Origin of the sequence: Streptomyces sp. NPDC055243 (genome assembly GCF_044544025.1) — a bacterium.
Lineage (GTDB): Bacteria > Actinomycetota > Actinomycetes > Streptomycetales > Streptomycetaceae > Streptomyces.
Genome location: NZ_JBITWR010000006.1, coordinates 183,315 through 207,275 on the forward strand (window position 1 = coordinate 183,315; position 23,961 = coordinate 207,275).

The following is a 23,961-nucleotide window of genomic DNA, read 5'->3' on the forward strand; positions in this document are numbered from 1 at the left end:
GTCACTGTCCCAGAACATCCTTGATCTCCTCCTGAGCGGCCTTCCAGCCCTCCGCCGGAGACTTGCCCTGTTGCTCCACCTGGAGCACACCGATGTCCGTGATGGACTGGCCGATCTGGGCGTCCTTGACGCCGTAGACGGCCGCGGGGGTGTTCTTCGCGATACCGGCGAAGGTCTCCGTGATGGGCGCGTCGTTGAAGTACGCCTTCGTCTCGGCCGACGGCTTCAGCGAGTCGTAGACCGACGGGGTGGACGGGAAGCTGGCCTGCTTGGCGAAGACCTTCGCGAGCTGCTCGGGCTGGGTCAGCCAGACGGCGAGCTCGGTCGCCTCCTTCTTGTGCTTGCCCGCGCTCGGCACGCCCAGGAACGTTCCTCCCCAGTTGCCGTCCGTGGGCGCCTTGGCCATGTCCCACTGGCCCTTGCCCTCCGGGCCCGTCTTCTCCTGGATGTAGCCGGCCATCCACGCGGGGCAGGCCACGGTGGCGAACTTGGCGTTGGCGAAGCCCTGGTCCCACGTCGGGTCGAACTGCTTGAGCTTGGAGGACATGTCGCCCTGCGCGACCTTCATCGCCGCGTCCCAGGCGTCCTTGCGGCCCTGGCTGTCCTCGTAGATCTCCTTGCCGCCCTTGTCGTAGTACCGCTCTTTCGCACCGGCGAAGACGGCGTTGTAGACACTGGAGGCGGAGTCCACGAACTTGGTGCCCTTGGGCGCCTTCTCCATGTACTTCTTGCCGAGCTCGACGTACTTGTCCCAGTCGCCGGCCCAGGCCTTGGCGAGCTCCTCGCGGTCGGTGGGCAGACCGGCCTTCTCGAAGAGGTCCTTGCGGTAACACAGCGCCGTCGGGCCGATGTCGACGCCGAGGCCGACCGTCTTGCCGTCCTCGGTCGTGGCCTGCTTCCACTTCCAGTCGAGGTACGTGGCCTTGTCCACGCCCTCGGCCTTGCTCAGGTCCTCGAACTTGGCGCCCTGGGTCTGCACGACCTCGGTGATGTTGCTGACCTCTATGGCCGCGACGTCGTTCACTCCGGCGCCGGACTGGAGCTGGGTGAGGAGCTTGGGGTAGTAGGCGTCGTTCCGCTCGATGACGTTTTCTTTGATCTTGATGTTCGGGTGCGACTTCTCGTACTCGTCGTAGAGACCTGCCTGCTTCAGGCCCAGCACACCGAACGTGCCGACATTGAGCGTGACCTTGCCGTCGCCGCCCTCCGAGCCGCTCTCGTCGTCGCTGGAACAACCGGCCAGCAGGCTTGTGGCCAGCGCGGTCACGGCCGCGAAGGCCACCAGCCGTCCGGGCCGGCGGGAACTCGTGCGCATTGCGTCCTCCTGTTGCCTGACGTGCCGACCCCCCGGCCAACTGCACTGCTTGCCCCGTTGATTGACGCTTCGGCGCGGGTGGGGAACGTGCGGGATGTGTACGTGTCAGGTAGTGTGGGAGCGCTCCCACAAGTGATGAGTTGAAGAGTCGTGGCTGGGAGCGGGGGTGTCAAGGGACCGGACAGCGAGATATGTCTTCAGTTATCGGGCTGTTACTCGGACTGCCGCGAGGGCGCTCGGGTGTCCGGCCCATCCGCCCGGCAATGATCAGGCTGTTACATTCCTCTACATTCCTCGCCGGGGGAAGTGCGACGGGAGGCGGACAATGGCAGCTCACGGTGCGCGTAGCCGCAGTGGCGGGCGACCGACCCTGGAGGAGGTCGCCGCAAGGGCAGGGGTGGGCCGCGGGACGGTCTCCCGGGTGATCAACGGATCACCGCGGGTGAGCGAGGCGACCCGGACGGCGGTCGAGGCCGCCGTCGCGGAGCTCGGTTACGTCCCGAACACGGCGGCCCGTGCCCTCGCCGCCAACCGCACGGACGCCATCGCCCTGGTCGTGCCCGAGCCGGAGACCCGCTTCTTCGCCGAGCCGTACTTCTCCGACGTCCTGCGCGGTGTCGGGGCGGAGCTCGGCGAGACGGAGATGCAGCTCCTGCTGATCTTCGCGGGGAACGACCGCAGGCGTCAGCGCCTGGCCCAGTACCTCGCGGCCCACCGGGTCGACGGGGTCCTCCTGGTCTCGGTCCACGCCGACGACCCGCTGCCCGACCTCCTGACCCAGCTGGAGATCCCCGCGGTGATCAGCGGCCGCCGCTCGGCCGACGAGGCGCTGCCCTCGGTCGACTCCGACAACTTCGCCGGGGCGCACTCGGCGGTGGAGCACCTCCTGGCGCGCGGACGCACGTCCATAGCCACCATCACCGGCCGCCTGGACGTCTACGGCGCCCAGCGCCGCCTGGACGGTTACCGCGCGGCCCTGTCGGACGCGGGCCGCCCGGTGGACGAGCGGCTGATCGCGCCGGGCGACTTCACGGAGGAGGGCGGCCGCCGGGCGATGGCGGAGCTGCTCGAGGCCTGCCCCAACGTGGACGCGGTGTTCGCGGGCTCGGACGTGATGGCCGCCGGCGCCCGTCAGGTCCTGCGGGAGGCCGGGCGGCGCATACCGGACGACGTGGCCCTGGTCGGCTTCGACGACTCGGCGATCGCCCGCCACATGGACCCGCCGCTGACGAGCGTGCGCCAGCCGATCGAGGAGATGGGCCGGGCCATGATCGACCTGCTGCTCGCCGAGATCGCGGACGACCGCCCGGCGTCCGCCCGCCGCCTGGAGCACCGCCAATTGGTACTGCCGACGGAATTGGTGGAGCGGGCTTCGTCCTGAGCCCCCGGCCGGCCGGGGAACGGGCCCCGGACATGAAGAAGGCCCGGTCCGCTTCCGCGGACCGGGCCTTCTTCATTCAGGGTGAGTGACGGGACTTGAACCCGCGGCCACCTGGACCACAACCAGGTGCTCTACCAACTGAGCTACACCCACCATGTCCGGTCGTTTTTCTTTCTTCCGACCGGCCGAGAAAAAGTGTACAGGGTCCGAAGGGGTGCTCGCGCACGCGTTTTCCGGACCCCGTACAGAGGGGTTCCGCGGAGGCTACTCCGCAGGCAGCACGTACTTGGCCGCGATGGTTTTCGCGGTGTCCGAGTCCGGTCCCGGCTGCGGCACGAAGACCGCCTCGCGGTAGTAGCGCAGCTCGGCGATGGACTCGCGGATGTCGGCAAGCGCCCGGTGGTTGCCGTTCTTGTCCGGGCTGTTGAAGTACGCCCGGGGGTACCACCGCCGGGCGAGTTCCTTGATGGAGGAGACGTCGACGATGCGGTAGTGGAGAAACTCCTCCAGCGTCCGCATGTCGCGCAGCAGGAAGCCACGGTCGGTGCCGACCGAGTTCCCGCAGAGCGGAGCCTTGCGGGGCTCCTTGACGTGCTCACGTACGTACGCCAGGACCTGCTCCTCGGCGTCGGCCAGCGTCGTGCCCGAGGCCAGCTCGTCGAGGAGCCCCGAGGTGGTGTGCATTTTGCGCACCACCTCGGGCATGGTCTCCAGCGCCGCGTCCGGCGGGCGGATCACGATGTCCACACCTTCGCCGAGCACGTTCAGTTCCGAGTCGGTGACCAGTGCGGCCACCTCGATAAGTGCGTCATCCGTCAACGAGAGCCCGGTCATCTCGCAGTCGATCCACACCATGCGATCGTTCATGCGTCTTACCCTACGGCGCACTCCTCTGGCCGGGCAGTGGCGGACGGCCTGGCGCGTACACATCCGAGTTCGGCTTCCCCGGATCCGCGGAGAGCGACGCCGAGGGGCCGAAGGCGCTCGCGGCCGCCGTGCGCCGCGTCTGCGACGGCACGGGTCCGCTCTCCGCGTTCACCGTCTGCGGGGCGGAAGCGGGCGCCGGGGGTTCCAGCATGGCCCGCTCACCCCCCTGCGGCCTGCGGGCGCGGTAAGCGGCCCGGTAGGCGGCGGGCGAGGAGCCCAGCTGACGGCGGAAGTGGCCGCGCAGGGCCACGGGCGAGCGGAAGCCGCAGCGGCCCGCGACCTCGTCGACGGAGTAGTCGGAGGTCTCGAGCAGCCGCTGTGCCTGCAGTACGCGCTGAGTGATCAGCCACTGCAGGGGAGCGCTCCCGGTGAGCGAGCGGAACCTGCGGTCGAAGGTGCGCCTGCTCATGTACGCGCGCGCGGCCAGGGTCTCCACGTCGAACTGCTCGTGGAGATGTTCCAGGGCCCAGGCGACGACCTCGGCGAGCGGGTCGGCGCCGATCTCCTCAGGTAAAGACCTGTCGAGATAGCGCTCCTGGCCGCCGGCCCTGCGCGGAGGCACGACGAGCCTGCGGGCGAGCGCGCCCGCCGCTTCGTTGCCGTGGTCCGTGCGCACGATGTGCAGGCACAGATCAATTCCGGCCGCGGTCCCCGCGCTCGTGAGCACGTCTCCGTCGTCGACGAAGAGCTCACGCGGGTCCACATGGACGGACGGATATCGCTTGGCCAGCGTCGGTGCGTACATCCAGTGCGTGGTCGCCGGACGGCCGTCGAGCAGGCCGGCCGCGGCGAGTACGAACGCCCCGGTGCACAGCCCCACGATGCGGGCGCCCTCTTCGTGCGCGCGGCGCAGCGCGTCGAGTGCTTCCGGTGGCGGCGGTGACGTGATCGACCGCCAGGCCGGCACCACGACGGTGCCCGCACGCCCTATGGCCTCCAGGCCATGCGGCGCGGTGAGTTCGAGCCCCCCGGTCGTACGCAGCGGACCATCTTCGCCGGCGCACACCAGCAACCGGTATCGGGGGACCCCGGCGTCCTGCCGGTCGATCCCGAAAACGGAGAGTGGTATGGAACTCTCGAAGATGGGGCCACCGCTGAACAGCAGCACCGCGACAATCTCCCTGCGGCGGCGTCCGGAAAGCTTCCGCGACGCGGCTTCTTGCACGGCAGTGGAGTCGTGGCTCATGGTGCTAAGCCCCCCTCGGTCGTCGCGGCTCCCTGTTCTTGGCCTGGTCTGTTTTCTCTGTGTTCTCTGCGGTCTCTGTGTTCCCGGCGCTCTTGGCGTTCCTGTCGGACCTGTCGCTCCTGCACGTTTCCCCTCGGTCCTCCACCAGTCCCCCGCCGTAATACAGTCATGATCGAATCTACTGCGTCCCGTGCTGCCGGGGTGACCAGTTAAGGACCCGGCACTATGTCGACATGGCAACTTGGCGTGAAGCAGTCGATCACGAAGCGTTGCACTCACGGGCGTTGCTGGGAAGTGCGCCTTGGCTCCGTGGCCGGTCCCCGTAGGGTTCAGGCGGCTTCTGTATGGCTTTCAGCCCTGGTGGGACCGGGGTTGGGTACCCCTTCGGCCAAGGAATGCATGGCCATAGGAAGTTGGCTGAAAAGCAATGGGTGCGTGCGCGCGAATCGGTCAGTCCCCCGGCGTAGACCCACCAGCATGCCGACCGCTCCGATGCGCCCCCGCGCCCGTCCGCCCGTGCCGCCCGCGGCGCTCGCGACTCTGCTCCTCGACCAGCCGCTCCGCCCCCCGCTCCGACTGCCGCAGAAGCAGCCGGCAGACCCCCGTCACGGCCACGAGTCCGAGGGCCGAGCCCGCGGCTCCGGCCAGTGATGTCCCGTACCCCACGAGGACGACGGGAACCAGGACGCAGCTGAACGCGGCCCAGCGCACCACGTCGCTCGCCGAGTCCTGAGGAGGGGCGGGCGGCGTCTCCTCGGCGCGCGGGGCCGGGGCGCCGCCGCGCGGGCGCTCGCGCGCCCCCTCCGGAAGGCGTCGGCGGCTCTGCGTCGTGACTCGTGAGGACGTCGTGACTTGTGAGGACACGGACGGCGGTCCAGGCACGGCGGGCTCCCTGTGGCGGTGGCGTACCGAGGTTCAACGCGTGGTCGCTCGGCCGGTCACTGGCGTGAACCTTGTGGCCGATCCCGGCCCACGCGGGTGGGTGCCCAAACCACCTGTACGAGGCAGCAACCATTGCCATACGGGCGCCGCTCATGCATGCTCCGGTGAACGCCGTGAGGCTCCCGCAGGGCCGACAGCAAGCTCTGGGCAGGAGAGGAGTGTCGCCGTACCCTTAGGGGTATGGGGTTGGGAAGATGATTCCCGGACACAGCTCCGGTGGTCGTAGCCGCTCCTCCTCGTCCCTGCCCGATCCTGTCCGTTCCGCTCCATATGCGCCGTACGACCCGAACAAAGCCGACCCTCCCACAGAGGACTCCTTCGCCGAGACACCCATGGCCGGTCACGAATTCTCCGAACCCGCGGACCGCAAGCGGCAGGTCGCCGATCCCACGGCGACCCCCCAGGCGGCGGAAGAACCACGTCATTCCTGCGATCCAGCCTTCCGGCACGGGGTCGTCGTCGGCTTCGACGGCTCGACCTCCAGTGAACGCGCGCTCTCGTACGCGATCGGCATGGCCCATCGCTCCGGATCAGGCCTGATCATCGTGCACGTCGCCAACCGGCTCCCCACCACCGTGTGGGCGGGCTGTGAGCCCCCGGTCTTCGTCGACGTGCCGGACCACCGCACGGAAGTGCTCGGCCTGGAGCTGGCCTGTGCGGACTATCTGTCCGAGGTGCCCTGGATCCTCGTCGAGCGCGGCGGCGACATCTGCCACGAACTCGAAGAGGTCGGCCGGGAGTATGCGGCGGACGCGATCGTCGTCGGGTCGACGCACGGGATCGTGGGGCGCATCTTCGGCTCGGTCGCGGGCCGGCTTGCGCGCCGTGCGCAGCGCCCCGTCGTCGTCATTCCGTAACACCCCTTCGTCGCAGGTGGGGTTGGGGTGGCGAGGCGTCAACTTCCTTGCCGTGTAGATAAATCTACTCACGCGTAGAGGTGGGTTGTGCCCTTGTGAAGGGTACGTACAGGTGGCACGGCAACCTCCTGCCGACCGGGGAGTGACGGCCACCGGGCGAGGCAGGCGCGGGTCGGGGGAATGGGCGCCCCCGGCTCCTGAAGAACGACCCCTCGCACGCTTGGTGGCACGCGCGAGGGGTCGTTCACATGGCAGGGCCGCTCTTCGCGAGGACTACTCGACCGTGACCGACTTGGCCAGGTTGCGCGGCTTGTCGATGTCGCGGCCCAGGGCCAATGCCGTGTGGTAGGCGAGGAGTTGGAGCGGGATGCCCATCAGGATCGGGTCCAGCTCGTTCTCGTTCTTCGGGACGAGGATCGTCTGGTCGGCCTTCTCCTGCTCCTGGTGCGCGACCGCGAGGATCTTGCCGCTGCGGGCCTTGATCTCCTCGAGGGCGGCGCGGTTCTTCTCCAGGAGGTCGTCGTTCGGGACGATCGCGACCGTCGGGAGCGCGGGCTCGATGAGCGCGAGCGGGCCGTGCTTGAGCTCGGAGGCGGGGTAGGCCTCGGCGTGGATGTACGAGACCTCCTTGAGCTTGAGGGAGGCCTCGCGGGCGACGGGGTAGCCGCGTACGCGTCCGATGAAGAGCATCGAGCGGGCTTCCGCGTACTGCTTGGCGATCTTCTTGATCTCGTCCTCCTGCTTGAGGATCTCCGAGATCTGGCCGGGCAGCTTGCGCAGGCCCTCGATGATCCGCTTGCCGTCGGAGACCGACAGGTCACGGATGCGGCCCAGGTGCAGGGCGAGCAGGCCGAAGGCGACCGTGGTGTTGGTGAAGCACTTGGTCGAGACGACGCAGACCTCGGGGCCCGCATGGACGTACACGCCCGCGTCGGCCTCACGGGCGATCGCCGAGCCGACGACGTTCACGACGCCCAGGACGCGGGCGCCCTTGCGCTTGAGCTCCTGGACGGCGGCCAGCACGTCGTACGTCTCGCCGGACTGCGATACGGCGATGTACAGGGTGTCGGGGTCCACCACCGGGTTGCGGTAGCGGAACTCGCTCGCGGGCTCGGCGTCCGCGGGGATGCGGGCCAGCTCCTCGATCATCTGGGCGCCGATCATGCCCGCGTGGTACGAGGTGCCGCAGCCGAGGATCTTGACGCGGCGCACCTTGCGGGCGTCGTGCGCGTCGAGGTTCAGGCCGCCGAGGTGCACGGTGGAGAAGCGGTCGTCGATGCGGCCGCGCAGGACGCGGTCCACGGCGTCGGGCTGCTCGAAGATCTCCTTGTGCATGTACGTGTCGTGGCCGCCCATGTCGTACGACTCGGCCTCCCACTCCACGGTGGTCGGCGACGCGGTCGTGCGCGAGCCCTCGGTCGTGTACGTGCGGTAGTCGTCGGCCTTGATGGTGGCCATCTCGCCGTCGTCGAGGGTGACGACCTGACGGGTGTGCGAGACGAGCGCGGCGACGTCCGAGGCGACGAACATCTCCTTCTCGCCGATGCCGAGGACCACGGGGGAGCCGTTGCGGGCGACGACGATGCGGTCGTTGAAGTCGGCGTGCAGGACGGCGATGCCGTACGTGCCCTCGACGTGCCGCAGGGCCTCGCGGACCTTGTCCTCCAGCTTGTCCGCCTGGGCGCGGGCGATGAGGTGGGTGAGGACCTCGGTGTCCGTCTCGGAGAGGAACTCGACGCCGTCGGCGGTGAGCTTGGCGCGCAGCTCGGAGGCGTTGTCGATGATGCCGTTGTGGACGACGGCGACCTTGTCGTCGGCCGACATGTGCGGGTGCGCGTTCTCGTCGGACGGGGCGCCGTGGGTGGCCCAGCGGGTGTGGGCGATGCCGGTGGTGCCCTTGAAGCGGGCGGGCACCTTGGCCTCCAGGTCGCGCACGCGGCCCTTCGCCTTGACCATCTTCAGGCCCGCGGCCTTGGGGCTGGTGATGACGACGCCCGCGGAGTCGTAGCCGCGGTACTCCAGGCGCTGCAGGCCTTCGAGGAGGAGGGGGGCCACGTCACGCTTGCCGATATAACCGACGATTCCACACATAGAGGGTGTCCTAGCCGTAGAGGGTTGGGTTGTTCCGGGCTGGCTCTCAGCCGTCTCAGCCGTAGATCATGCGGCGCAGCTGTCTGAGGCTGAGCTCGGGCGGCGCGACCGCGCGGTACTTGAGGTCCGCCGAGATCTGTTCGAAGATCGCCGCGTTCAGCAGGCCCTGACCTTGCAGTTCGCGGTGGCGGCGACGGACGAATTCCTCGGTCGTCTCGTCGAAGTAGGCCAGCACGTCCTGGACGACCCGCAGAGCTTCGCCCCGCTGGAGCGGGGTGCTGCGGGTCAGGTGGTCCACCAGGTCGTCGTGCATTCGTTGATCCTGGAGTAATAGCCCTCTCGGTGCAACAATCCTGCCCGATTCCGGGCAGGGTCGTGGCGAAAATCGGCCCCGGACCCCTACATCCGCTTCAGGACCGCCTGCTTGGCGAGGGAGAACTCCTCGTCGGTGAGTATTCCGGACTGGTGCAGTTCGCCCAGCTCACGCAGGCGCCGCAGCAGCGCGTCGTGATCGTCCTCCGCCGGGGCGGCAGGCACGGCCTTCGCCGTCAGGGCAGGGGGCGCCTGCGAGGGTTCCGCCGAGGCCGCCGCCGGATGCGGCAGCCGCACCTGCACGGCCGCGGCCACCAGCGCCATCAGCGGGTCCTTCTTGAAGCCCCACAGCTCGACGGAGTTCGGGTCGTACTTCGGCGGGGCCTTGGTGGGCGCGTGCCGGACGGTGAAGCGGAGGTAGCCGTTCTCCAGGCCCACCGCGGGCTGCCACTCCACCGCCGCGACATCGGCGAGGGCCAGCGAGCGCGCACCGGCCGCCGACTTCGCCTCCTCCGTCTTCCAGTTCCACTCCAGGCGGATGTGCTCGCCGTCGAAGCTCGCCGTGCCGTCCCCCGCGGAGACCGAGAGCGGCACCGAGGGGCCCGGCAGCAGATAGCCGTCGCAGGGCGCGGCAGGCACCTGCTCGATCAGCAGCGCGTTGCGGACCTCGTCGACGACGTACTCCGCGACGCCGTAGCGATCCGAATCCACCGTCAGCTGATACGGGTCCGCGTCCCCGAGCTTGCCCCCGGCCGCCTGCAGCAACGGATCGGCGCCGTCCCGCAGCCGCAGCCTCAGCCGCCCCGACTTCTTGCCCTGTTCGAAGGCGATGCCCGCCAACGCGACCAGCGGCACGGCCAGTTCTCCCAGTGACTTGCGCAGCAGGGACACGTTCTTGTCGCGTCCCGGCACAAGGCGCAGCGTCTCTCCGTCGAAGGTCCATGTCCCGTCGCGCTGGATGATTTCCGCCATGGGGACGATTCTTCCACCGGCGGGCGGCCGAAGTGGTCTACACCCTTGACCCGCCACGGGGTGCGAGGGTCCCATGGTGAGCGTTCGATTGAGATGCACCACAGTGATGGCCCGTCGAAGGGACCCGCACGTGAGACAGCACCCCAGATCGACCCGCCTGTTCGGCTCGTTGCTGCTCGTAGCCGCGGCCGGACTCTCTTCCGTGGCCGCTGTGCCGGGCGGCGACAGCGGAGCCAAGGAGGCAGCCACGGCCGGCGAACCGACCCCGCTCGGCCAGGTGATCCCGGCCCCCGCCTCCGCCGACCCGGGCGGCTCTCCGTACGAGATCAACGCCAAGACCCGCATCCGGGTCGACGACTCGCGCGACGCGCACAGGATCGGCGGCTATCTGGCGGGTGTCCTGCGCCCCTCCACCGGCCACCCCCTCAAGGTCACCGACGACGAGGGCCGCGACGGCATCCGGCTGCGGCTGAACCCCAAGGACACGTCCCTGGGCAGTGAGGGCTACCGCCTGGAGTCCAAGCGCGGTTCCGTCACCATCACGGCCCGTAAGTCCGCGGGGCTCTTCTACGGCGTCCAGACGCTGCGCCAGCAGCTGCCGGCGGCCGCCGAGAAGAAGAGCAGGCAGAAGGGCCCCTGGCTGGTGGCGGGCGGCACCATCGAGGACTCGCCCCGCTACGAGCACCGCGGCGCGATGCTCGACGTGTCGCGGCACTTCTTCTCGGTCGACAAGGTCAAGCGCTACATCGACCAGATGTCGCTCTACAAGGTCAACAAGCTGCACCTGCACCTGAGCGACGACCAGGGCTGGCGCATCGCCATCGACTCCTGGCCCCGGCTCGCCACGTACGGCGGCTCCACGCAGGTCGGCGGCGGCCAGGGCGGCTACTACACCAAGGCCCAGTACAAGGACATCGTCAAGTACGCGGCGTCGCGGCAGCTCGAAGTGATCCCCGAGATCGACATGCCGGGCCACACGAACGCCGCGCTCGCCTCGTACGCCGAGCTGAACTGCGACGGCGTCGCGCCGCCGCTCTACACCGGCACCGAGGTCGGCTTCAGCTCGCTGTGCGTGAAGAAGGCCGTCACGTACGACTTCGTGGACGACGTCATCCGCGAGATCGCCGCCCTGACGCCCGGCAAGTACATCCACATCGGCGGCGACGAGGCGCACTCCACCAGCCACGAGGACTACGTGGAGTTCATGAACAAGGTCCAGCCGGTGGTCGCCAAGTACGGCAAGACCGCGATCGGCTGGCACCAGCTGACCGGCGCCACGCCCGCCAAGGGCGCCATCGCGCAGTACTGGGGCTACGACGCCACCGGCGCCGCCGAGCGCGAGCAGGTCGCGAACGCGGCGAAGAAGGGCACCAAGCTGGTCCTGTCGCCCGCGGACCGCGCCTACCTCGACATGAAGTACGACAAGGACACCCCGCTGGGCCTGTCCTGGGCGGGCTACGTCTCCGTGCAGCGCAGCTACGACTGGGACCCGGGGACGTACCTGACGGGCGCGCCCGCGGACTCGATCAAGGGTGTCGAGGCGCCGCTGTGGTCGGAGACGCTCTCGACCTCGCCGCACATCGAGTACATGGCGTTCCCGCGCCTCCCCGGCATCGCCGAGCTCGGCTGGTCGCCCGCGTCGACGCACGACTGGAACACGTACAAGACGCGGCTCGCCGAACAGGGCCCGCGCTGGGACGCGCTGGGCATCGGCTACTACAAGTCGCCGGAAGTTCCCTGGCCGTCGAAGTAGACAGGCGGACACGTGAGAGTGGGGCTCCCGAGGACCGTCTCGGGAGCCCCACTCGGCTTATGGGTGACTGGCTACGCGATCGGGTTCCTGAGCGTCCCGACCAGCTGCAGCGCGCCCGCCGGGTCGGCGAGGTCCACCATCTGCTCGTTGTCCCGCAGCTGGAGCCTGTTCAGGCAGGAGCGCGCGAACTCGGGCGCGAACATGTCGAACTGCTTGAACTTGTCGGCCAGTTGGGGAGTCGCCTCCTGGTAGGCGGTGACGCACTCGGCGACGGCGCCCCAGAACGTCTCCTCGTCCACCAGGCCCTCGGTGACCAGGTTCGCGGACAGGAAGCGGAAGAAGCAGTCGAAGACGTCCGTGAAGATGGACAGGAGCTTCTGGTCGTCGGGCACCTCGACCCGCAGCCGCTCCACCGTCGGCGGGAGCACCGCGTCCGGGTCCATGACCGCGATCTCCTCGGCGATGTCCTTGAAGATCGCCCGCTGTACGACGCCGTCCTTCAGGACCAGGATGACGTTCTCGCCGTGCGGCATGAAGACGAGGTCGTACATGTAGAAGCTGTGAAGGAGCGGCGTCAGGTACGCGTGCAGGTAGCCGCGCAGCCACTCGGCGGGGGTGAGCCCGGAGCGCTCGATGAGGGCGCCCGCGAAGGACGCGCCGTCGAGGTCGGTGTGCAGGAGCGAGGCCATCGTGGCCAGCTGCTCGCCCTCCGCGAGGGACGGGACGGGGCTCTCGCGCCACAGGGCCGCGAGCATCTTGCGGTACGGGGAGTAGCGGTCGGTGGCGGCCTCGTACTCCAGGTGGCGATAGCCGACGGCCGCGCGCTCACGGATGATCGTCAGGCCGGTCGACTTCAGCGTCTCGTCGGTGTCGATGAGGTTCGCCAGCCAGTCGTTGATCGCCGGGGTCGCCTCCATGTACGCGGCCGAGAGCCCGCGCATGAAGCCCATGTTGATGACCGACAGGGCCGTTTTGACGTAGTGCTTGGCCGGGTCGCTGGTGTTGAAGAACGTACGGATCGACTGCTGGGCGAGGTACTCGTCGTCGCCCTCGCCCAGGCAGACCAGGTGCCGCTGGGCGACCTCGGCCGCGAAGGTCACCGAGAGCTTGTTCCACCACTGCCAGGGGTGGGCCGGGATCAGGATGTAGTCCTCGGGGTCCAGGCCCTGGTCGCGGAGTGTGCGGTCGAAGCGCTCCAGGGTCTCCTGGCCCAGCTCGGCCCGGAAGAACGACTCGTAGTCGATGCCCGCGCCCGCGGTGAAGGCGGCGCGCTCCTTGCTCGCCGCCAGCCACACCAGGCGCAGGGGGCTCGCGGTCTCGGGAGCGTACGAGAGGTACTCGTGCACGCCGAAGCCGAGCCGGCCGTTGTTGGCGACGAAGCAGGGGTGGCCCTCGGTCATGCCCGTCTCGATCTCCTGGAAGCCGGAGCGGGAGAGCTCGGCGGAGGGGATCGCGGGCTTGGTGAGTTTGTAGCAGGTGCCGGAGAGGGTGGAGGAGATCTCCTCCAGGTAGACCGGCAGGATCTCGTCGCTCAGGCCGAGCGCCGTGCGCAGCTCGATGAAGAAGTCCAGCGCTTTCAGCGGGAGTTCGGCGCCGTCGCGGTGCCGGGAGATGGAGCCGGCGTCCACCTGCCAGTGGTCGAGCCGCAGCCGCTTGGCGGTGAAGCGGTAGCGGGTCAGGGCGTCGTCGCTGCGGATGACGTAGGTGTCGTCGCCCAGCGGCTCCGGGGTGAAGAGCCGCTCGTGGGCGAACTCGGCGATGGCTTTGCGGATGAGGAGGCGGTTGGCCTGCTCCCAGCGCTCGGGGGAGAGGTGCGCCGTTGCGTCGGACAGGGTCATATCGCCGTTTCCCTTTCGCGTACTGCTTGTTCGAACTGCTCGCGGGTGCAGAAGCTCAGCAGAGCCTTCTTCTCCGGCTTCTGGATGACCTCGGACGCCCGGAAGCCGACGGCCTCGTTCAGGGCGTGCACGGCCACGTTGTCGACGTCGGGCTCGACCACCACGCGCTCGGTCGCCGGGTCGGCGAAGAGCGTCTCCATGACCTTGGTGATCACGTCCCGGGTGAAGCCGGGGATGCGGACGTCGGAGGGCGCGGTGAGGAAGTGCATGCCCACGTCGCCGGGCCGCGGCTCGTAGAGCCCGACGAGCTCGACGTGCGCGGGGTCGTAGCGCTCCATCAGGAAGGCGGGGACGCCTTTGTGCAGGCCGATGAACGCGTCGTGGTGCTCGTGGGCGGCGATCGCCATGTACTCGCGCTCGACGTCCGGCAGCGTCGCGTCCTGCATCATCCAGAACGAGGCCTTGGGGTGGGTGACCCAGCCGTGCAGGAGCTCGGCGTCCTTCAGCGGGTCGAGGGGGCGCAGGGTCAGGTCTGCGGTGGTGCTCATACGGCGAACTCCTGGAACGCGATGGACTTCTCGACGGGGTAGTACTCGGCGCCGAGCAGCTCACCGATGATGTACGCGTTGCGGTACGGGCCCATGCCCAGGTCGGGGCTGGTCAGGGAGTGGGAGTGCACGGCGCCGTTCTGCAGGAAGATGCCGCGGCCCGTGGTGTCGATCGAGTAGTTGCGGGCGACCTCGAAGCGGCCGCGGCCGTCCCAGCGGATGCGGTCGCGCACCGGCTCAAGGAAGTCGGGCGTGACGTACTGGTAACCGGTGGCCAGGATCAGGCCCTCGGACTCCAGCTCGAAGTCCTTGCCCTGCTCGTCCTGGCGCAGGCCCAGGGTGTAGGTGCCGTTCTCGTGCCGGGCGCTCCGCAGCGAGGAGTTGGTGAGCAGCCGCGTCGGCACCGGGCCGCCGAGGTTCTTCTGGTAGAGCAGGTCGAAGATCTCGTTGATCAGGTCGCCGTCGATGCCCTTGAAGAGCGTCTTCTGCTGATCCTGCAGGCGGTAGCGGGTCGCTTCCGGCAGTGCGTGGAAGTAGTCGACGTACTCCGGAGAGGTCATCTCAAGGGTCAGCTTGGTGTACTCAAGGGGGAAGAAGCGCGGGGAGCGCGTGACCCAGTTGAGCTTGTAGCCGTGGACGTCGATCTCGCTCAGGAGGTCCTGGTAGATCTCGGCGGCGGACTGGCCGCTGCCGACGAGCGTGATCGACTCCTTCTTCTGGAGCTCCTGCTTGGACTGGAGGTAGCGGGAGTTGTGGATGAAGTCCCCGCCGAGGTCCGCGCACGACTCGGGGATGTGCGGCGGGGTGCCGGTGCCCAGGACGAGGTGGCGGGCGCGGAAGGTGTCGCCGCTGGTCGTGTGGACGACGTACAGATCGTCCGCGTACGTCACCTCGGTCACCGTCGTGCTGAAGCGGACCGAGGAGAGCTTGGCCGCGGCCCAGCGGCAGTAGTCGTTGTACTCCGTGCGCAGCGGATAGAAGTTCTCGCGGATGTAGAAGGAGTAGAGCCGCCCTGATTCCTTCAGGTAGTTGAGGAAGGAGTAGGGGGACGTCGGGTCCGCGAGGGTGACGAGGTCGGACATGAACGGGGTCTGGAGGTGAGCGCCCTCCAGGAACATGCCCGAGTGCCACTCGAAGTCCGGCTTGGACTCCAGGAAGAGGCCGCTCAGCTCGTCGATGGGTTCGGTCAGACAGGCGAGGCCGAGGTTGAAGGGGCCCAGTCCGATACCGATGAAGTCCAGTGGTTCTCGGTGATCAGGAAGCGCGGTCAAGGGTCTCTCCCAGGTACTGCTCGGCGTGGCCGGCGATCAGATCGAGGACGGCCGTGATGTCGGCGACCGTGGTCTCGGGATTGAGCAGGGTGAACTTGAGGTACTGGCGTTCGCCGACCTTGGTGCCCGCGACGACGGCGTCACCGGAGGCGAACAGGGCCTTGCGGGCGTACAGGTTGGCGCGGTCGATGGCGGCGGGGTCGCAGATCGACTCGGGGATGTAGCGGAAGACGAGCGTGGAGAGCTGGGGCTCCACGACGACGTCGTAGCGCGGGTCGGCGGCGAGCAGCCGCCAGCCGTCGTCCGCCATGTCGCACACGGAGTCGAAGAGCTCGCCGATGGCGTCGGCGCCCATCACGCGCAGGGTCATCCACAGCTTCAGGGCGTCGAAGCGCCGCGTCGTCTGGAGGGACTTGTCGACCTGGTTGGGGATGCGCTCCTGCACCATGCGGCGCGGGTTGAGGTACTCCGCGTGGTACGTCGCGTGGCTCAGCGTGGAGCGGTCGCGCACCAGCACGGCGGAGGAACTCACCGGCTGGAAGAAGGACTTGTGGTAGTCGACGGTCACGGAGTCGGCGCGCTCGATGCCGTCGATGAGGTGGCGGTTCTTGAGCGAGGCGAGCAGACCGCAGCCGTACGCCGCGTCGACGTGCATCCAGGTGCCGTACTGCTCGCAGAGTTCGGCGATCTCGGGGAGCGGGTCGATGGAGCCGAAGTCGGTGGTGCCGGCCGTGGCGACGACCGCCATGGGGGTGAGGTCGTCGGCCAGGCAGCGCTCCAGCTCGTGGGCGAGTGCCACGGTCTGCATGCGCTTGTCGTGATCGGTGGGGATGACGATCACGGCGTCCTCGCCGAGGCCGAGCAGCGTCGCGGCCTTCTGGATGCTGAAGTGGCCCACCTCGGAGGCGAAGATGCGCAGCCGCGAGGCCGGCTTTCCGGCCTTGGCGGCCTCCTCGCGGGCGAGCAGCATGGCCTGGAGGTTGGACTGCGAGCCGCCGCTGGTGAACACGCCGTCGGCGGCCGGGCCGAGCCCGATGCGCTCGGCGGTCCAGTCGATGAGACGGCGTTCGATCAGGGTGCCGCCCGCGGATTGATCCCAGGTGTCGAGGGAAGAGTTGACCGCGGAGAGCACCGCCTCGCCCAGCACGGCCGGTATGACGACCGGGCAGTTGAGGTGCGCGAGGTAGCGGGGATGGTGGAAGTACACGGCGTCGCGCAGGTAGAGCTCGTCGAGCTCGTCCAGGGCGGCGATGGTGTCGTGCAGGGGCTCGTCCAGGTCGACGGCCTCGATGCGGGGCGCGAGTTCGTCGACGGAGATCCCGGTGAAAGGGCGGGAGGTGGTGGCGATCCTGGCCGCCACCCGCTCGACTCCTTCGGTCACGGAACTGCGGTAACGCTCCGCGGTGGTGTCGTTGAGCAGGTGCGAGCGCATGAACTTCCTCTGGGTGAGGGGACTTGGGGGAAGTGAGGTAAGCCTAACCTAACTCTCCCTCGGGATAAACCCAGGGGGTCCCTGTGGTCACCGGGTGACACAAAAACGGAACAGCCCTCTCCGGAATGCGGAGAGGGCTGCTGCGTGAGGCCTTCGGAAGGGGAGGGGTCAGCTGACCTTCTTGGCCTTCTCGATCGCGTCGGCGAGGTCCTCGAGGATCGGGGCGCACTTGTCGTACGAGTAGATGGGCTCGGTGACGCGCGGGATGACCTGACCGGCCTTGACCGCGGGGAGCTTCGCCCAGGTCGGCTTCTCGATGTCCGCGGGCTGGATGGTGGCGGTGCGGTTGTCCATCATGATCACGTCCGCGGCGTGCTTGTTGACGTTCTCCCAGCTCAGGTTCTCGAACCAGCCGCCGCTCGCCTTCTTGGCGCTCTCGGACGGCTCGACGAAGTTCACGCCGAGGGACTTGAAGTACTCCAGGTCGGCGGAGAGGTTCGTCCCGGAGACGTAGAAGATGTCCTGGCTGGCCGAGCCGACGAGGACCTTGATGTCCTTGTTCGCCTTGGCGACCTTGCGCAGTCGCTCGGCGGCGGCCTCGAAGCGCTTCTTCGCCTTGACGACCTTCTCGGCCTTCACGTCGGCGCCGAGCGACTCGGCGAGCGCGAGGAGGCGCTGGAGGGGCTGGGTCATCTGGCGGTCGTAGACGCTGATGCCGGCGCTCGGGGCGAGCTTGAGGATCTTGTCCTTGCTCTCCTCGGGGACGGACCACAGGGTGCCCGCGTCGTCGAACATCGTGGAGACGAGGAGGTCGGGGGCGAGGCCCGCGTACTTCTCGATGTTGAACTTGCCCCACTCGTTGCCGAGGATCGTCAGCTTGCTGATGTCCATGTCGCCGGCCTGGACGTCCGCCTTGCCGTCCTTGGTCTTCGTCGGGCCGAAGACGCCCTTGACCTCGATGCCGTAGTCGAAGAGCGCGGCGGCGACGCCGGTGAAGGCGACGATGTTCTTCGGGGTGCCCTTGGCCTTGGCGGTCGTGCCGCGGTCGTCCTTGAAGCTCCAGGGGCCGGAGTCGCCGGAGTCCGCCGCGCCCGAGCCGTCCTTCTTGTCGTCGCCGCAGGCTGCCAGCATGGCCGTGAGGCCGAGGGCTCCACCGGCGGCGAGGATGCCGCGGCGGGAGGGCTGGGGGAAGCGGGGGTGGGACATATGAGGGTCTCTGCTTTCGTGAGGACGGCGGCGGGGCCACTGGCCGGAACTAGCGCTTAGGTTAACCTAACCTAAGCTGGTGTCCAGCGGCTCCCGCGGTCGCCTTCCCCGGTGCGGGCGTGGTTATCCCGCGAACCCCAGCTCCCGTGCGATCAGCATCCGCTGCACCTCGCTGGTGCCCTCGCCGATCTCCAGGATCTTGGAGTCCCGCCACATCCGGGCCACGGGGTACTCGTTCATGAAGCCGTACCCGCCGTGGATCTGGGTGGCCTCGCGGGCGTTGTCGACGGCGACCGTGGAGGAGTAGAGCTTCGCGATCGCCGCCTCCTTCTTGAAGGACTCCCCGCCGACCAGGCGCGACGCCGCGTCCCGCCAGCCGACCCGGGCCATGTGCGCCCGCATCTCCATGTCGGCGATCTTGAACTGGATCGCTTGGTTCGCCCCGATCGGCTTCCCGAAGGCGTGCCGCTCCTTGGCGTACTTCACGGACTCGTCGACGCAGCCCTGCGCGAGGCCCGTCGCCAGCGCGGAGATCGCGACCCGGCCCTCGTCCAGGATGCGCAGGAACTGGGCGTATCCACGCCCCTCTTCGCCCAGCAGGTTGGCCACCGGGACCCGCACGTCCGAGAAGGCCAGCTCGCGGGTGTCCGACGCGTTCCAGCCGACCTTCGAGTACGGTGCCGCGACCGTGAAGCCCGGGGTGCCGGACGGCACGATGATCGAGGAGATCAGCGGACGGCCGTCCGCCTTGCGGCCGGTGACGGCGGTGACCGTGACCAGGCCCGTGATGTCCGTGCCGGAGTTGGTGATGAAGCACTTGGAGCCGTTGATCACCCACTCGTCGCCGTCCCGCACCGCGGTCGTGCGCGTGCCGCCCGCGTCCGAGCCGCCGTCCGGCTCGGTCAGGCCGAAGGCGCCCAGGAGTTCACCGGAGCAGAGCCGGGGCAGCCACTCCTGCTTCTGCTCGTCCGTGCCGAAGAGGTGGATCGGCATGGCGCCGAGCGAGACGCCCGCCTCCAGGGTGATCGCCACCGAGGAGTCGACCCGCGCCAGCTCCTCGAGCGCGATGCCGAGGGCGAGATAGTCGCCGCCCATGCCGCCGTACTCCTCGGGGAAGGGCAGGCCGAACAGGCCCATGCGGCCCATCTCGCGCACGATCTCGTACGGGAATTCGTGGCGTTCGTACAGGTCGCCGATCTTCGGGGCGACCACGTCGTGCGCGAACTCCTCGACCGTGCGGCGGAGTTCCTCGTGCTCGGGGGACAGACGGTGGTCCATCGTTCTTCACTGCTCCTGGTGGGAGGTGCCGGTCAGGGCACGGACGGTGCGGGACGGGCTGGGTCGGCCCAGTTGTTCGGCCATCCACGCGCTGGTGGCGGTGAGGCGGCCGAGATCGACGCCGGTCTCGATGCCGAGGCCGTCGAGCATCCATACGAGGTCTTCGGTGGCCAGATTGCCGGTGGCGCTCTTCGCGTACGGACAGCCGCCGAGGCCGCCCGCCGACGCGTCGACCGTGCTCACGCCGTGCTGCAGGGCGGCGAGGGTGTTGGCGAGCGCCTGGCCGTACGTGTCGTGGAAGTGCACGCCGATGCGGTCCGTGGGCACGCCCGCTTCGTTCAACCCGGCGAGCAGGGCCAGCACATGGCCCGGTGTGGCCACGCCGATGGTGTCGCCGAGGCTCAGCTCGTCGCAGCCCATGTCCAGGAGGGCCTTCGCGGTGCGGACGACCTGGGCGATGGGCACGGCGCCCTCCCACGGGTCGCCGAAGCACATGGAGACGTACCCCCGCACGTGCACCTTCTGCTCGCGGGCGCGGGCCACGACCGGCTCCGACATCGCGAGCGCCTCGTCCATCGTGCGGTTGAGGTTGGCCTTGGCGAAGGACTCCGTGGCGCTGACGAAGACGGCGACGCCGCGGGCGCCGAGCGCCAGGGCGCGGTCCAGGCCCCGGTCGTTCGGCACCAGGACCGGGAGCTTCACCTCGCCGCCCTGCGCGAGGTCGCGCACGAGCGGGAAAAGACGCTCGGAGTCCGCCAGTTGGGGCACCCACTTGGGGTGCACGAAGCTGGTCGCCTCGACGGTGGTGAGGCCCGCGGCGGCCAGGCGGTGGATGAACTCCGCCTTGATCTCCGTGGGGACGACCGCCTTCTCGTTCTGCAGGCCGTCCCGTGCGCCCACCTCGTGGATGCGGACGCGGGGCGGGAGGTCCTGGGCGGGGACGGCCATGGGGAGGCCGCCGGGCCGTGCGTCGGTGGTCACTTCTGGTCCTCCTCCGTCGTGTCCGCCTCGTCCGGGATCACCACGGCCAGGATCTGGTCCATGGCGACGGTCGCGCCCGGTGTGACGTCGAGTTCGCTGACGGTGCCCGCGTGCGGGGCGGAGATGACGTGCTCCATCTTCATGGCCTCCACCACGAGGAGGCTCTGCCCCTGGGCCACCCGGTCGCCGGTGGACACCTTGACGACCGTGACCGTCCCGGGCATCGGGGCGGTCAGCGCGTCGGCCCCACCGTGGGCGGCTCCGGTGAGGCTCGCCTCCACGGGGTCGTGGTCCTGGACGTGCCAGGCGTCGCCGTCCCTGCCGAGCCAGTCGGCGGCGCGGTGGAACGTGTGGGTGAGGCCGTCCACGTGGACCGTGACGCGGCCGGGCTCCACCGTGCGGGGGCCCTCGCCCGCGACGTGCGCGACGGGTTCGTGTCCCGGCACGCGGAGTTGGTGCGTCAGCGGGGCCGGGATGCCGCCAAGGCGCCAGCCCTTCGGCACCGAGAACGGGTCCCGCCAGCCGTCACCGGTGGGTTCGAGGGCGGCGTTGCGCACGGCGGCCGCCGCTTCGTACACCTCGTCGGGCACTCCCTCGGGGACCAGGCCCTCCGCCTCGCGCTCGACGAGGCCCGTGTCCAACTCCCCGGAGACCACCGCCGGGTGGGCGAGGAGCCGCCGCAGGAATCCCGCGTTGGTCGGCACGCCCAGCGTGACCGTCTCCGCGAGGGCGGCCCGCAGCTTGCGCAGGGCGGTCGGGCGGTCCGGGCCGTACGCGATGACCTTGGACAGCATCGGGTCGTACAGGCTCCCGACCTCGGTGCCCCGGCTCAGCCCGGAGTCGGTCCGCACGCCGTCGCCCTGCGGTTCGTGCAGCGCGAGGACGGTCCCGCCGGACGGCAGGAAACCGCGTGAAGGGTCCTCGGCGCAGATGCGGGCCTCGATCGCGTGGCCGGTGAGCGTGATGTCGTCCTGGCCGCAGGGGAGTTCCTCGCCGGCGGCGACCCGCAGCTGCCACTCCACCAGGTCGATGCCGGTGATCAGCTCCGTCACCGGGTGTTCCACCTGGAGGCGGGTGTTCATCTCCATGAAGTAGTACGACGCGGGGTCCTTGCCCGGCACGATGAACTCCACCGTGCCCGCGCCCGCGTACCCGCAGGAGCGGGCCGCCTGGACCGCCGCCTCGCCCATCGACGCGCGCGTGGCCTCGTCGAGCAGGACGCTCGGGGCCTCTTCGATGATCTTCTGGTGGCGGCGCTGGAGCGAGCACTCGCGCTCGCCGAGGTGGATCACATGGCCGTGACCGTCCGCGAGGACCTGGATCTCGATGTGCCGGGGGCGGTCGATCCACCGCTCCACCAGGAGCGTGTCGTCACCGAAGGAGGACCGCGCCTCGCGCCGCGCGGCGGCGATCTCGTCCGCGAGCAGCGAGGCGTCCCGCACCAGGCGCATGCCCTTGCCGCCGCCGCCCGCGGAGGGCTTGAGCAGCACCGGCATGCCGATCTCACGTGCCGCGTCGGCCAGTTGGGCATCGGTCAGGCCGCTGCCCGAGGAGCCGGGGACCACCGGGACCCCGGCCGCCGCGACCGTCTCCTTGGCGCGGATCTTGTCGCCCATCAGGTCGATCGCCGAGGCGGGCGGCCCGATGAAGACCAGACCGGCCTCCGTGCACGCCCGCGCGAACTCGGCGTTCTCCGCGAGGAAGCCGTACCCCGGGTGGACGGCCTGGGCGCCGCTGCGGGCCGCCGCTTCGAGCAGCCGCTCGGCCGAGAGATAGCTCTCGGACGCCGGGGCCGGACCTAGGCGCACGGCGGTGTCCGCCTCCCGCACGTGCCGGGCGTCCGCGTCCGCGTCGCTGAAGACGGCGACCGAGCGCACGCCGAGCGCCCGCAGCGTCCGGATGACGCGGACCGCGATCTCGCCCCTGTTGGCGACCAGCACCGTGTCGAACATCGTCCCTCTCCTGGAATCAGTCATGGCCGCCCTCACATCCGGAAGACGCCGAAGCCGGGCTCGCCCAGCGGGGCCTCGGCGCACGCGGTCAGGGCGAGGCCGAGGACCTGCCGGGTCTCCATGGGGTCGATCACGCCGTCGTCCCACAGCCGCGCGGTGGCGTAATAGGCGTTGCCCTGCTCTTCGTACTGGGCGCGGACCGGGGCCTTGAACGCCTCCTCGTCCTGCGCCGACCACTCTTCGCCGCGCGACTCCAACTGGTCGCGCTTGACGGTCGCGAGGACCGACGCGGCCTGCTCGCCGCCCATCACGGAGATCTTGGCGTTCGGCCACATCCACAGGAAGCGGGGGGAGTAGGCACGGCCGCACATCGAGTAGTTCCCCGCGCCGTACGAACCGCCGATCACGACCGTCAGCTTCGGCACGCGGGTGCAGGCCACGGCCGTCACCATCTTGGCGCCGTGCTTGGCGATGCCGCCCGCCTCGTAGTCCCGGCCGACCATGAAGCCGGAGATGTTCTGCAGGAAGACGAGGGGGATGCCGCGCTGGTCGCACAGCTCGATGAAGTGGGCGCCCTTCTGGGCGGACTCGGAGAACAGGATGCCGTTGTTCGCGATGATGCCGACCGGGTGGCCGTGGATGTGGGCGAAGCCCGTGATGAGCGTCTGGCCGTACTCCTGCTTGAACTCGGCGAAGCGCGAGCCGTCGACCACGCGCGCGATGACCTCGCGGACGTCGTACGGGGTGCGGGAGTCCGTCGGCACCGCTCCATAGAGCCCGAGCGGATCGACCTTCGGCTCCTCGACCGGGCGGACGGACCAGGGGAGTTCACCGCGCCCGGGGAGCGTGGAGACGATCGTCCGCACGATCCGCAGCGCGTGCGCGTCGTCCTCCGCGAGGTGGTCCGTCACCCCGGAGACCCGGGAGTGGACCTCGCCGCCGCCCAGCTCCTCGGCCGTCACGACCTCGCCGGTCGCGGCCTTCACCAGGGGCGGGCCGCCGAGGAAGATCGTGCCCTGATTGCGGACGATGACGGCCTCGTCGCTCATCGCGGGGACGTACGCCCCGCCTGCCGTGCACGAGCCGAGCACGGCCGCGATCTGCGGGACGCCCGCACCGGACATCCGCGCCTGGTTGTAGAAGATCCGCCCGAAGTGCTCGCGGTCCGGGAAGACGTCGTCCTGCATGGGCAGGAAGGCGCCGCCCGAGTCCACCAGATACAGGCAGGGCAGGCGGTTCTCCAGCGCGACCTCCTGGGCGCGCAGGTGCTTCTTCACCGTCATCGGGTAGTACGTCCCGCCCTTGACGGTGGCGTCGTTGGCGACGATCACGCACGTGCGCCCGGAGACCCGGCCGATGCCGGCGATGACTCCGGCCGCCGGGGCGTCCCCGCCGTACAACCCGTCCGCCGCGAGCGGTGCCAGCTCAAGGAAGGGCGAGCCGGGGTCGAGCAGGGCGTCCACCCGGTCGCGGGGCAGCAGCTTGCCGCGGGAGACATGGCGGGCGCGGGCCCGCTCGCCGCCGCCGAGCCTGGCCGCCGCGAGCTTGGCCCGCAGCTCGTCGACGAGGGCGGTGTGCGCCGCCTCGTTCGTCCGCCATGCTTCGGACGCGGGATCAGCCGCGCTCGCCAGCACTGGTGCCTGCAGCATCAGTCGAGCCCCCTTGCTCGGTTAATGAGCGTTAACGCATTCCCATCAGGTTAACGAGCGCTAACCGCCC

General features: G+C 69.3%; 19 protein-coding genes and 1 tRNA gene. 3 read left to right on the top strand and 17 right to left on the bottom strand.

The genetic code is table 11. The features are described 5' to 3' along the window. Position 1: 1 nt before the first annotated feature. Positions 2–1,315 carry an extracellular solute-binding protein gene (locus tag ACIGXX_RS19490; RefSeq protein WP_366461979.1) on the bottom strand — a complete coding sequence of 438 codons (1,314 nt, stop codon included), beginning with the start codon at positions 1,313–1,315 and terminating at the stop codon, positions 2–4. Positions 1,316–1,640: 325 nt separating this feature from the next. Between ACIGXX_RS19490 and ACIGXX_RS19495 the strand changes: the two genes are divergently transcribed. Continuing rightward, on the top strand, positions 1,641–2,696 hold the full coding sequence (locus ACIGXX_RS19495) for a LacI family DNA-binding transcriptional regulator (RefSeq protein WP_351164657.1): 1,056 nt from the start codon (positions 1,641–1,643) through the stop codon (positions 2,694–2,696). A gap of 80 nt (positions 2,697–2,776) precedes the next feature. Here the strand turns inward: ACIGXX_RS19495 and ACIGXX_RS19500 are convergent. The 4 genes from ACIGXX_RS19500 to ACIGXX_RS19515 all read right to left on the bottom strand — a co-directional run bounded on the left by ACIGXX_RS19500 (position 2,777) and on the right by ACIGXX_RS19515 (position 5,523). Next, positions 2,777–2,849, bottom strand: a tRNA-His gene (locus ACIGXX_RS19500). Between the two features lie 111 nt (positions 2,850–2,960). Further along, positions 2,961–3,563, bottom strand: coding sequence for an oligoribonuclease (gene orn / locus ACIGXX_RS19505; protein ID WP_249589784.1), 603 nt, complete (start codon positions 3,561–3,563; stop codon positions 2,961–2,963). A gap of 10 nt (positions 3,564–3,573) precedes the next feature. Then, positions 3,574–4,809 carry a helix-turn-helix domain-containing protein gene (locus tag ACIGXX_RS19510; RefSeq protein WP_361470608.1) on the bottom strand — a complete coding sequence of 412 codons (1,236 nt, stop codon included), beginning with the start codon at positions 4,807–4,809 and terminating at the stop codon, positions 3,574–3,576. 450 nt (positions 4,810–5,259) lie between these two features. Beyond that, entirely contained in the window at positions 5,260–5,523 is a 264-nt protein-coding gene (locus ACIGXX_RS19515) for a hypothetical protein (protein WP_351164806.1), read from the bottom strand. 560 nt (positions 5,524–6,083) lie between these two features. Here ACIGXX_RS19515 and ACIGXX_RS19520 point away from each other — a divergent pair. Continuing rightward, complete coding sequence (locus ACIGXX_RS19520) at positions 6,084–6,608, top strand: universal stress protein (RefSeq protein ID WP_351164655.1); 525 nt, start codon at positions 6,084–6,086, stop codon at positions 6,606–6,608. 273 nt (positions 6,609–6,881) lie between these two features. On the opposite strand, the gene glmS is transcribed toward ACIGXX_RS19520, so the two are convergent. The 3 genes from glmS to ACIGXX_RS19535 form a co-directional block, all read right to left on the bottom strand. Continuing rightward, positions 6,882–8,699 carry a glutamine--fructose-6-phosphate transaminase (isomerizing) gene (gene glmS, locus ACIGXX_RS19525; protein WP_351164654.1) on the bottom strand — a complete coding sequence of 606 codons (1,818 nt, stop codon included), beginning with the start codon at positions 8,697–8,699 and terminating at the stop codon, positions 6,882–6,884. Between the two features lie 55 nt (positions 8,700–8,754). Further along, on the bottom strand, positions 8,755–9,012 hold the full coding sequence (locus ACIGXX_RS19530) for a hypothetical protein (RefSeq protein WP_351164653.1): 258 nt from the start codon (positions 9,010–9,012) through the stop codon (positions 8,755–8,757). Positions 9,013–9,098: 86 nt separating this feature from the next. Then, positions 9,099–9,983 carry a DUF4429 domain-containing protein gene (locus ACIGXX_RS19535; RefSeq protein ID WP_383822522.1) on the bottom strand — a complete coding sequence of 295 codons (885 nt, stop codon included), beginning with the start codon at positions 9,981–9,983 and terminating at the stop codon, positions 9,099–9,101. A 106-nt stretch (positions 9,984–10,089) separates the two neighbouring features. Here ACIGXX_RS19535 and ACIGXX_RS19540 point away from each other — a divergent pair, with 106 nt between their 5' ends. Beyond that, positions 10,090–11,736, top strand: coding sequence for a beta-N-acetylhexosaminidase (locus tag ACIGXX_RS19540; protein WP_366461980.1), 1,647 nt, complete (start codon positions 10,090–10,092; stop codon positions 11,734–11,736). Between the two features lie 71 nt (positions 11,737–11,807). Here the strand turns inward: ACIGXX_RS19540 and ACIGXX_RS19545 are convergent, their stop codons facing one another. From ACIGXX_RS19545 to ACIGXX_RS19585, 9 genes are all read right to left on the bottom strand, one after another. After that, the gene (locus tag ACIGXX_RS19545; protein WP_399977160.1) at positions 11,808–13,574 is read right to left on the bottom strand and encodes an IucA/IucC family protein; all 1,767 of its coding nucleotides are present in this window, start codon (positions 13,572–13,574) and stop codon (positions 11,808–11,810) included. Further along, entirely contained in the window at positions 13,571–14,122 is a 552-nt protein-coding gene (locus tag ACIGXX_RS19550) for a GNAT family N-acetyltransferase (protein WP_399977163.1), read from the bottom strand. Before ACIGXX_RS19550 ends, ACIGXX_RS19545 begins: the two co-directional genes overlap by 4 nt. After that, on the bottom strand, positions 14,119–15,393 hold the full coding sequence (locus ACIGXX_RS19555) for a lysine N(6)-hydroxylase/L-ornithine N(5)-oxygenase family protein (RefSeq protein ID WP_351164646.1): 1,275 nt from the start codon (positions 15,391–15,393) through the stop codon (positions 14,119–14,121). Before ACIGXX_RS19555 ends, ACIGXX_RS19550 begins: the two co-directional genes overlap by 4 nt. Further along, positions 15,377–16,825: an aspartate aminotransferase family protein gene (locus ACIGXX_RS19560; protein WP_351164645.1), complete on the bottom strand. Its 1,449-nt coding sequence runs from the start codon at positions 16,823–16,825 to the stop codon at positions 15,377–15,379. Before ACIGXX_RS19560 ends, ACIGXX_RS19555 begins: the two co-directional genes overlap by 17 nt. A gap of 168 nt (positions 16,826–16,993) precedes the next feature. Continuing rightward, positions 16,994–18,031, bottom strand: a complete 1,038-nt coding sequence (locus ACIGXX_RS19565; protein ID WP_351164644.1) for an ABC transporter substrate-binding protein — start codon at positions 18,029–18,031, stop codon at positions 16,994–16,996. Positions 18,032–18,154: 123 nt separating this feature from the next. Next, positions 18,155–19,309 (bottom strand): acyl-CoA dehydrogenase family protein, encoded by a 1,155-nt coding sequence (locus ACIGXX_RS19570; protein WP_351164643.1) that lies wholly within the window; start codon positions 19,307–19,309, stop codon positions 18,155–18,157. 6 nt (positions 19,310–19,315) lie between these two features. Continuing rightward, entirely contained in the window at positions 19,316–20,257 is a 942-nt protein-coding gene (locus tag ACIGXX_RS19575) for a hydroxymethylglutaryl-CoA lyase (RefSeq protein WP_399977596.1), read from the bottom strand. 29 nt (positions 20,258–20,286) lie between these two features. Further along, positions 20,287–22,242, bottom strand: a complete 1,956-nt coding sequence (locus ACIGXX_RS19580; protein WP_399977168.1) for a biotin carboxylase N-terminal domain-containing protein — start codon at positions 22,240–22,242, stop codon at positions 20,287–20,289. A gap of 32 nt (positions 22,243–22,274) precedes the next feature. After that, entirely contained in the window at positions 22,275–23,891 is a 1,617-nt protein-coding gene (locus ACIGXX_RS19585) for a carboxyl transferase domain-containing protein (RefSeq protein ID WP_351164641.1), read from the bottom strand. Positions 23,892–23,961: the final 70 nt, after the last annotated feature.

Excerpts from the sequence above, each read along its gene's own strand:
- ACIGXX_RS19580 (WP_399977168.1), bottom strand. The coding sequence starts at position 22,242 with ATGTTCGACACGGTGCTGGTCGCCAACAGGGGCGAGATCGCGGTCCGC.
- orn (WP_249589784.1), bottom strand. The coding sequence starts at position 3,563 with ATGAACGATCGCATGGTGTGGATCGACTGCGAGATGACCGGGCTCTCG.
- ACIGXX_RS19540 (WP_366461980.1), top strand. The coding sequence starts at position 10,090 with ATGGCCCGTCGAAGGGACCCGCACGTGAGACAGCACCCCAGATCGACC.
- ACIGXX_RS19545 (WP_399977160.1), bottom strand. The coding sequence starts at position 13,574 with ATGACCCTGTCCGACGCAACGGCGCACCTCTCCCCCGAGCGCTGGGAG.
- ACIGXX_RS19585 (WP_351164641.1), bottom strand. The coding sequence starts at position 23,891 with ATGCTGCAGGCACCAGTGCTGGCGAGCGCGGCTGATCCCGCGTCCGAA.
- ACIGXX_RS19560 (WP_351164645.1), bottom strand. The coding sequence starts at position 16,825 with ATGCGCTCGCACCTGCTCAACGACACCACCGCGGAGCGTTACCGCAGT.
- ACIGXX_RS19535 (WP_383822522.1), bottom strand. The coding sequence starts at position 9,983 with ATGGCGGAAATCATCCAGCGCGACGGGACATGGACCTTCGACGGAGAG.
- ACIGXX_RS19520 (WP_351164655.1), top strand. The coding sequence starts at position 6,084 with ATGGCCGGTCACGAATTCTCCGAACCCGCGGACCGCAAGCGGCAGGTC.
- ACIGXX_RS19490 (WP_366461979.1), bottom strand. The coding sequence starts at position 1,315 with ATGCGCACGAGTTCCCGCCGGCCCGGACGGCTGGTGGCCTTCGCGGCC.
- ACIGXX_RS19550 (WP_399977163.1), bottom strand. The coding sequence starts at position 14,122 with ATGAGCACCACCGCAGACCTGACCCTGCGCCCCCTCGACCCGCTGAAG.
- ACIGXX_RS19565 (WP_351164644.1), bottom strand. The coding sequence starts at position 18,031 with ATGTCCCACCCCCGCTTCCCCCAGCCCTCCCGCCGCGGCATCCTCGCC.
- ACIGXX_RS19495 (WP_351164657.1), top strand. The coding sequence starts at position 1,641 with ATGGCAGCTCACGGTGCGCGTAGCCGCAGTGGCGGGCGACCGACCCTG.
- ACIGXX_RS19575 (WP_399977596.1), bottom strand. The coding sequence starts at position 20,257 with ATGGCCGTCCCCGCCCAGGACCTCCCGCCCCGCGTCCGCATCCACGAG.
- glmS (WP_351164654.1), bottom strand. The coding sequence starts at position 8,699 with ATGTGTGGAATCGTCGGTTATATCGGCAAGCGTGACGTGGCCCCCCTC.
- ACIGXX_RS19530 (WP_351164653.1), bottom strand. The coding sequence starts at position 9,012 with ATGCACGACGACCTGGTGGACCACCTGACCCGCAGCACCCCGCTCCAG.
- ACIGXX_RS19510 (WP_361470608.1), bottom strand. The coding sequence starts at position 4,809 with ATGAGCCACGACTCCACTGCCGTGCAAGAAGCCGCGTCGCGGAAGCTT.
- ACIGXX_RS19570 (WP_351164643.1), bottom strand. The coding sequence starts at position 19,309 with ATGGACCACCGTCTGTCCCCCGAGCACGAGGAACTCCGCCGCACGGTC.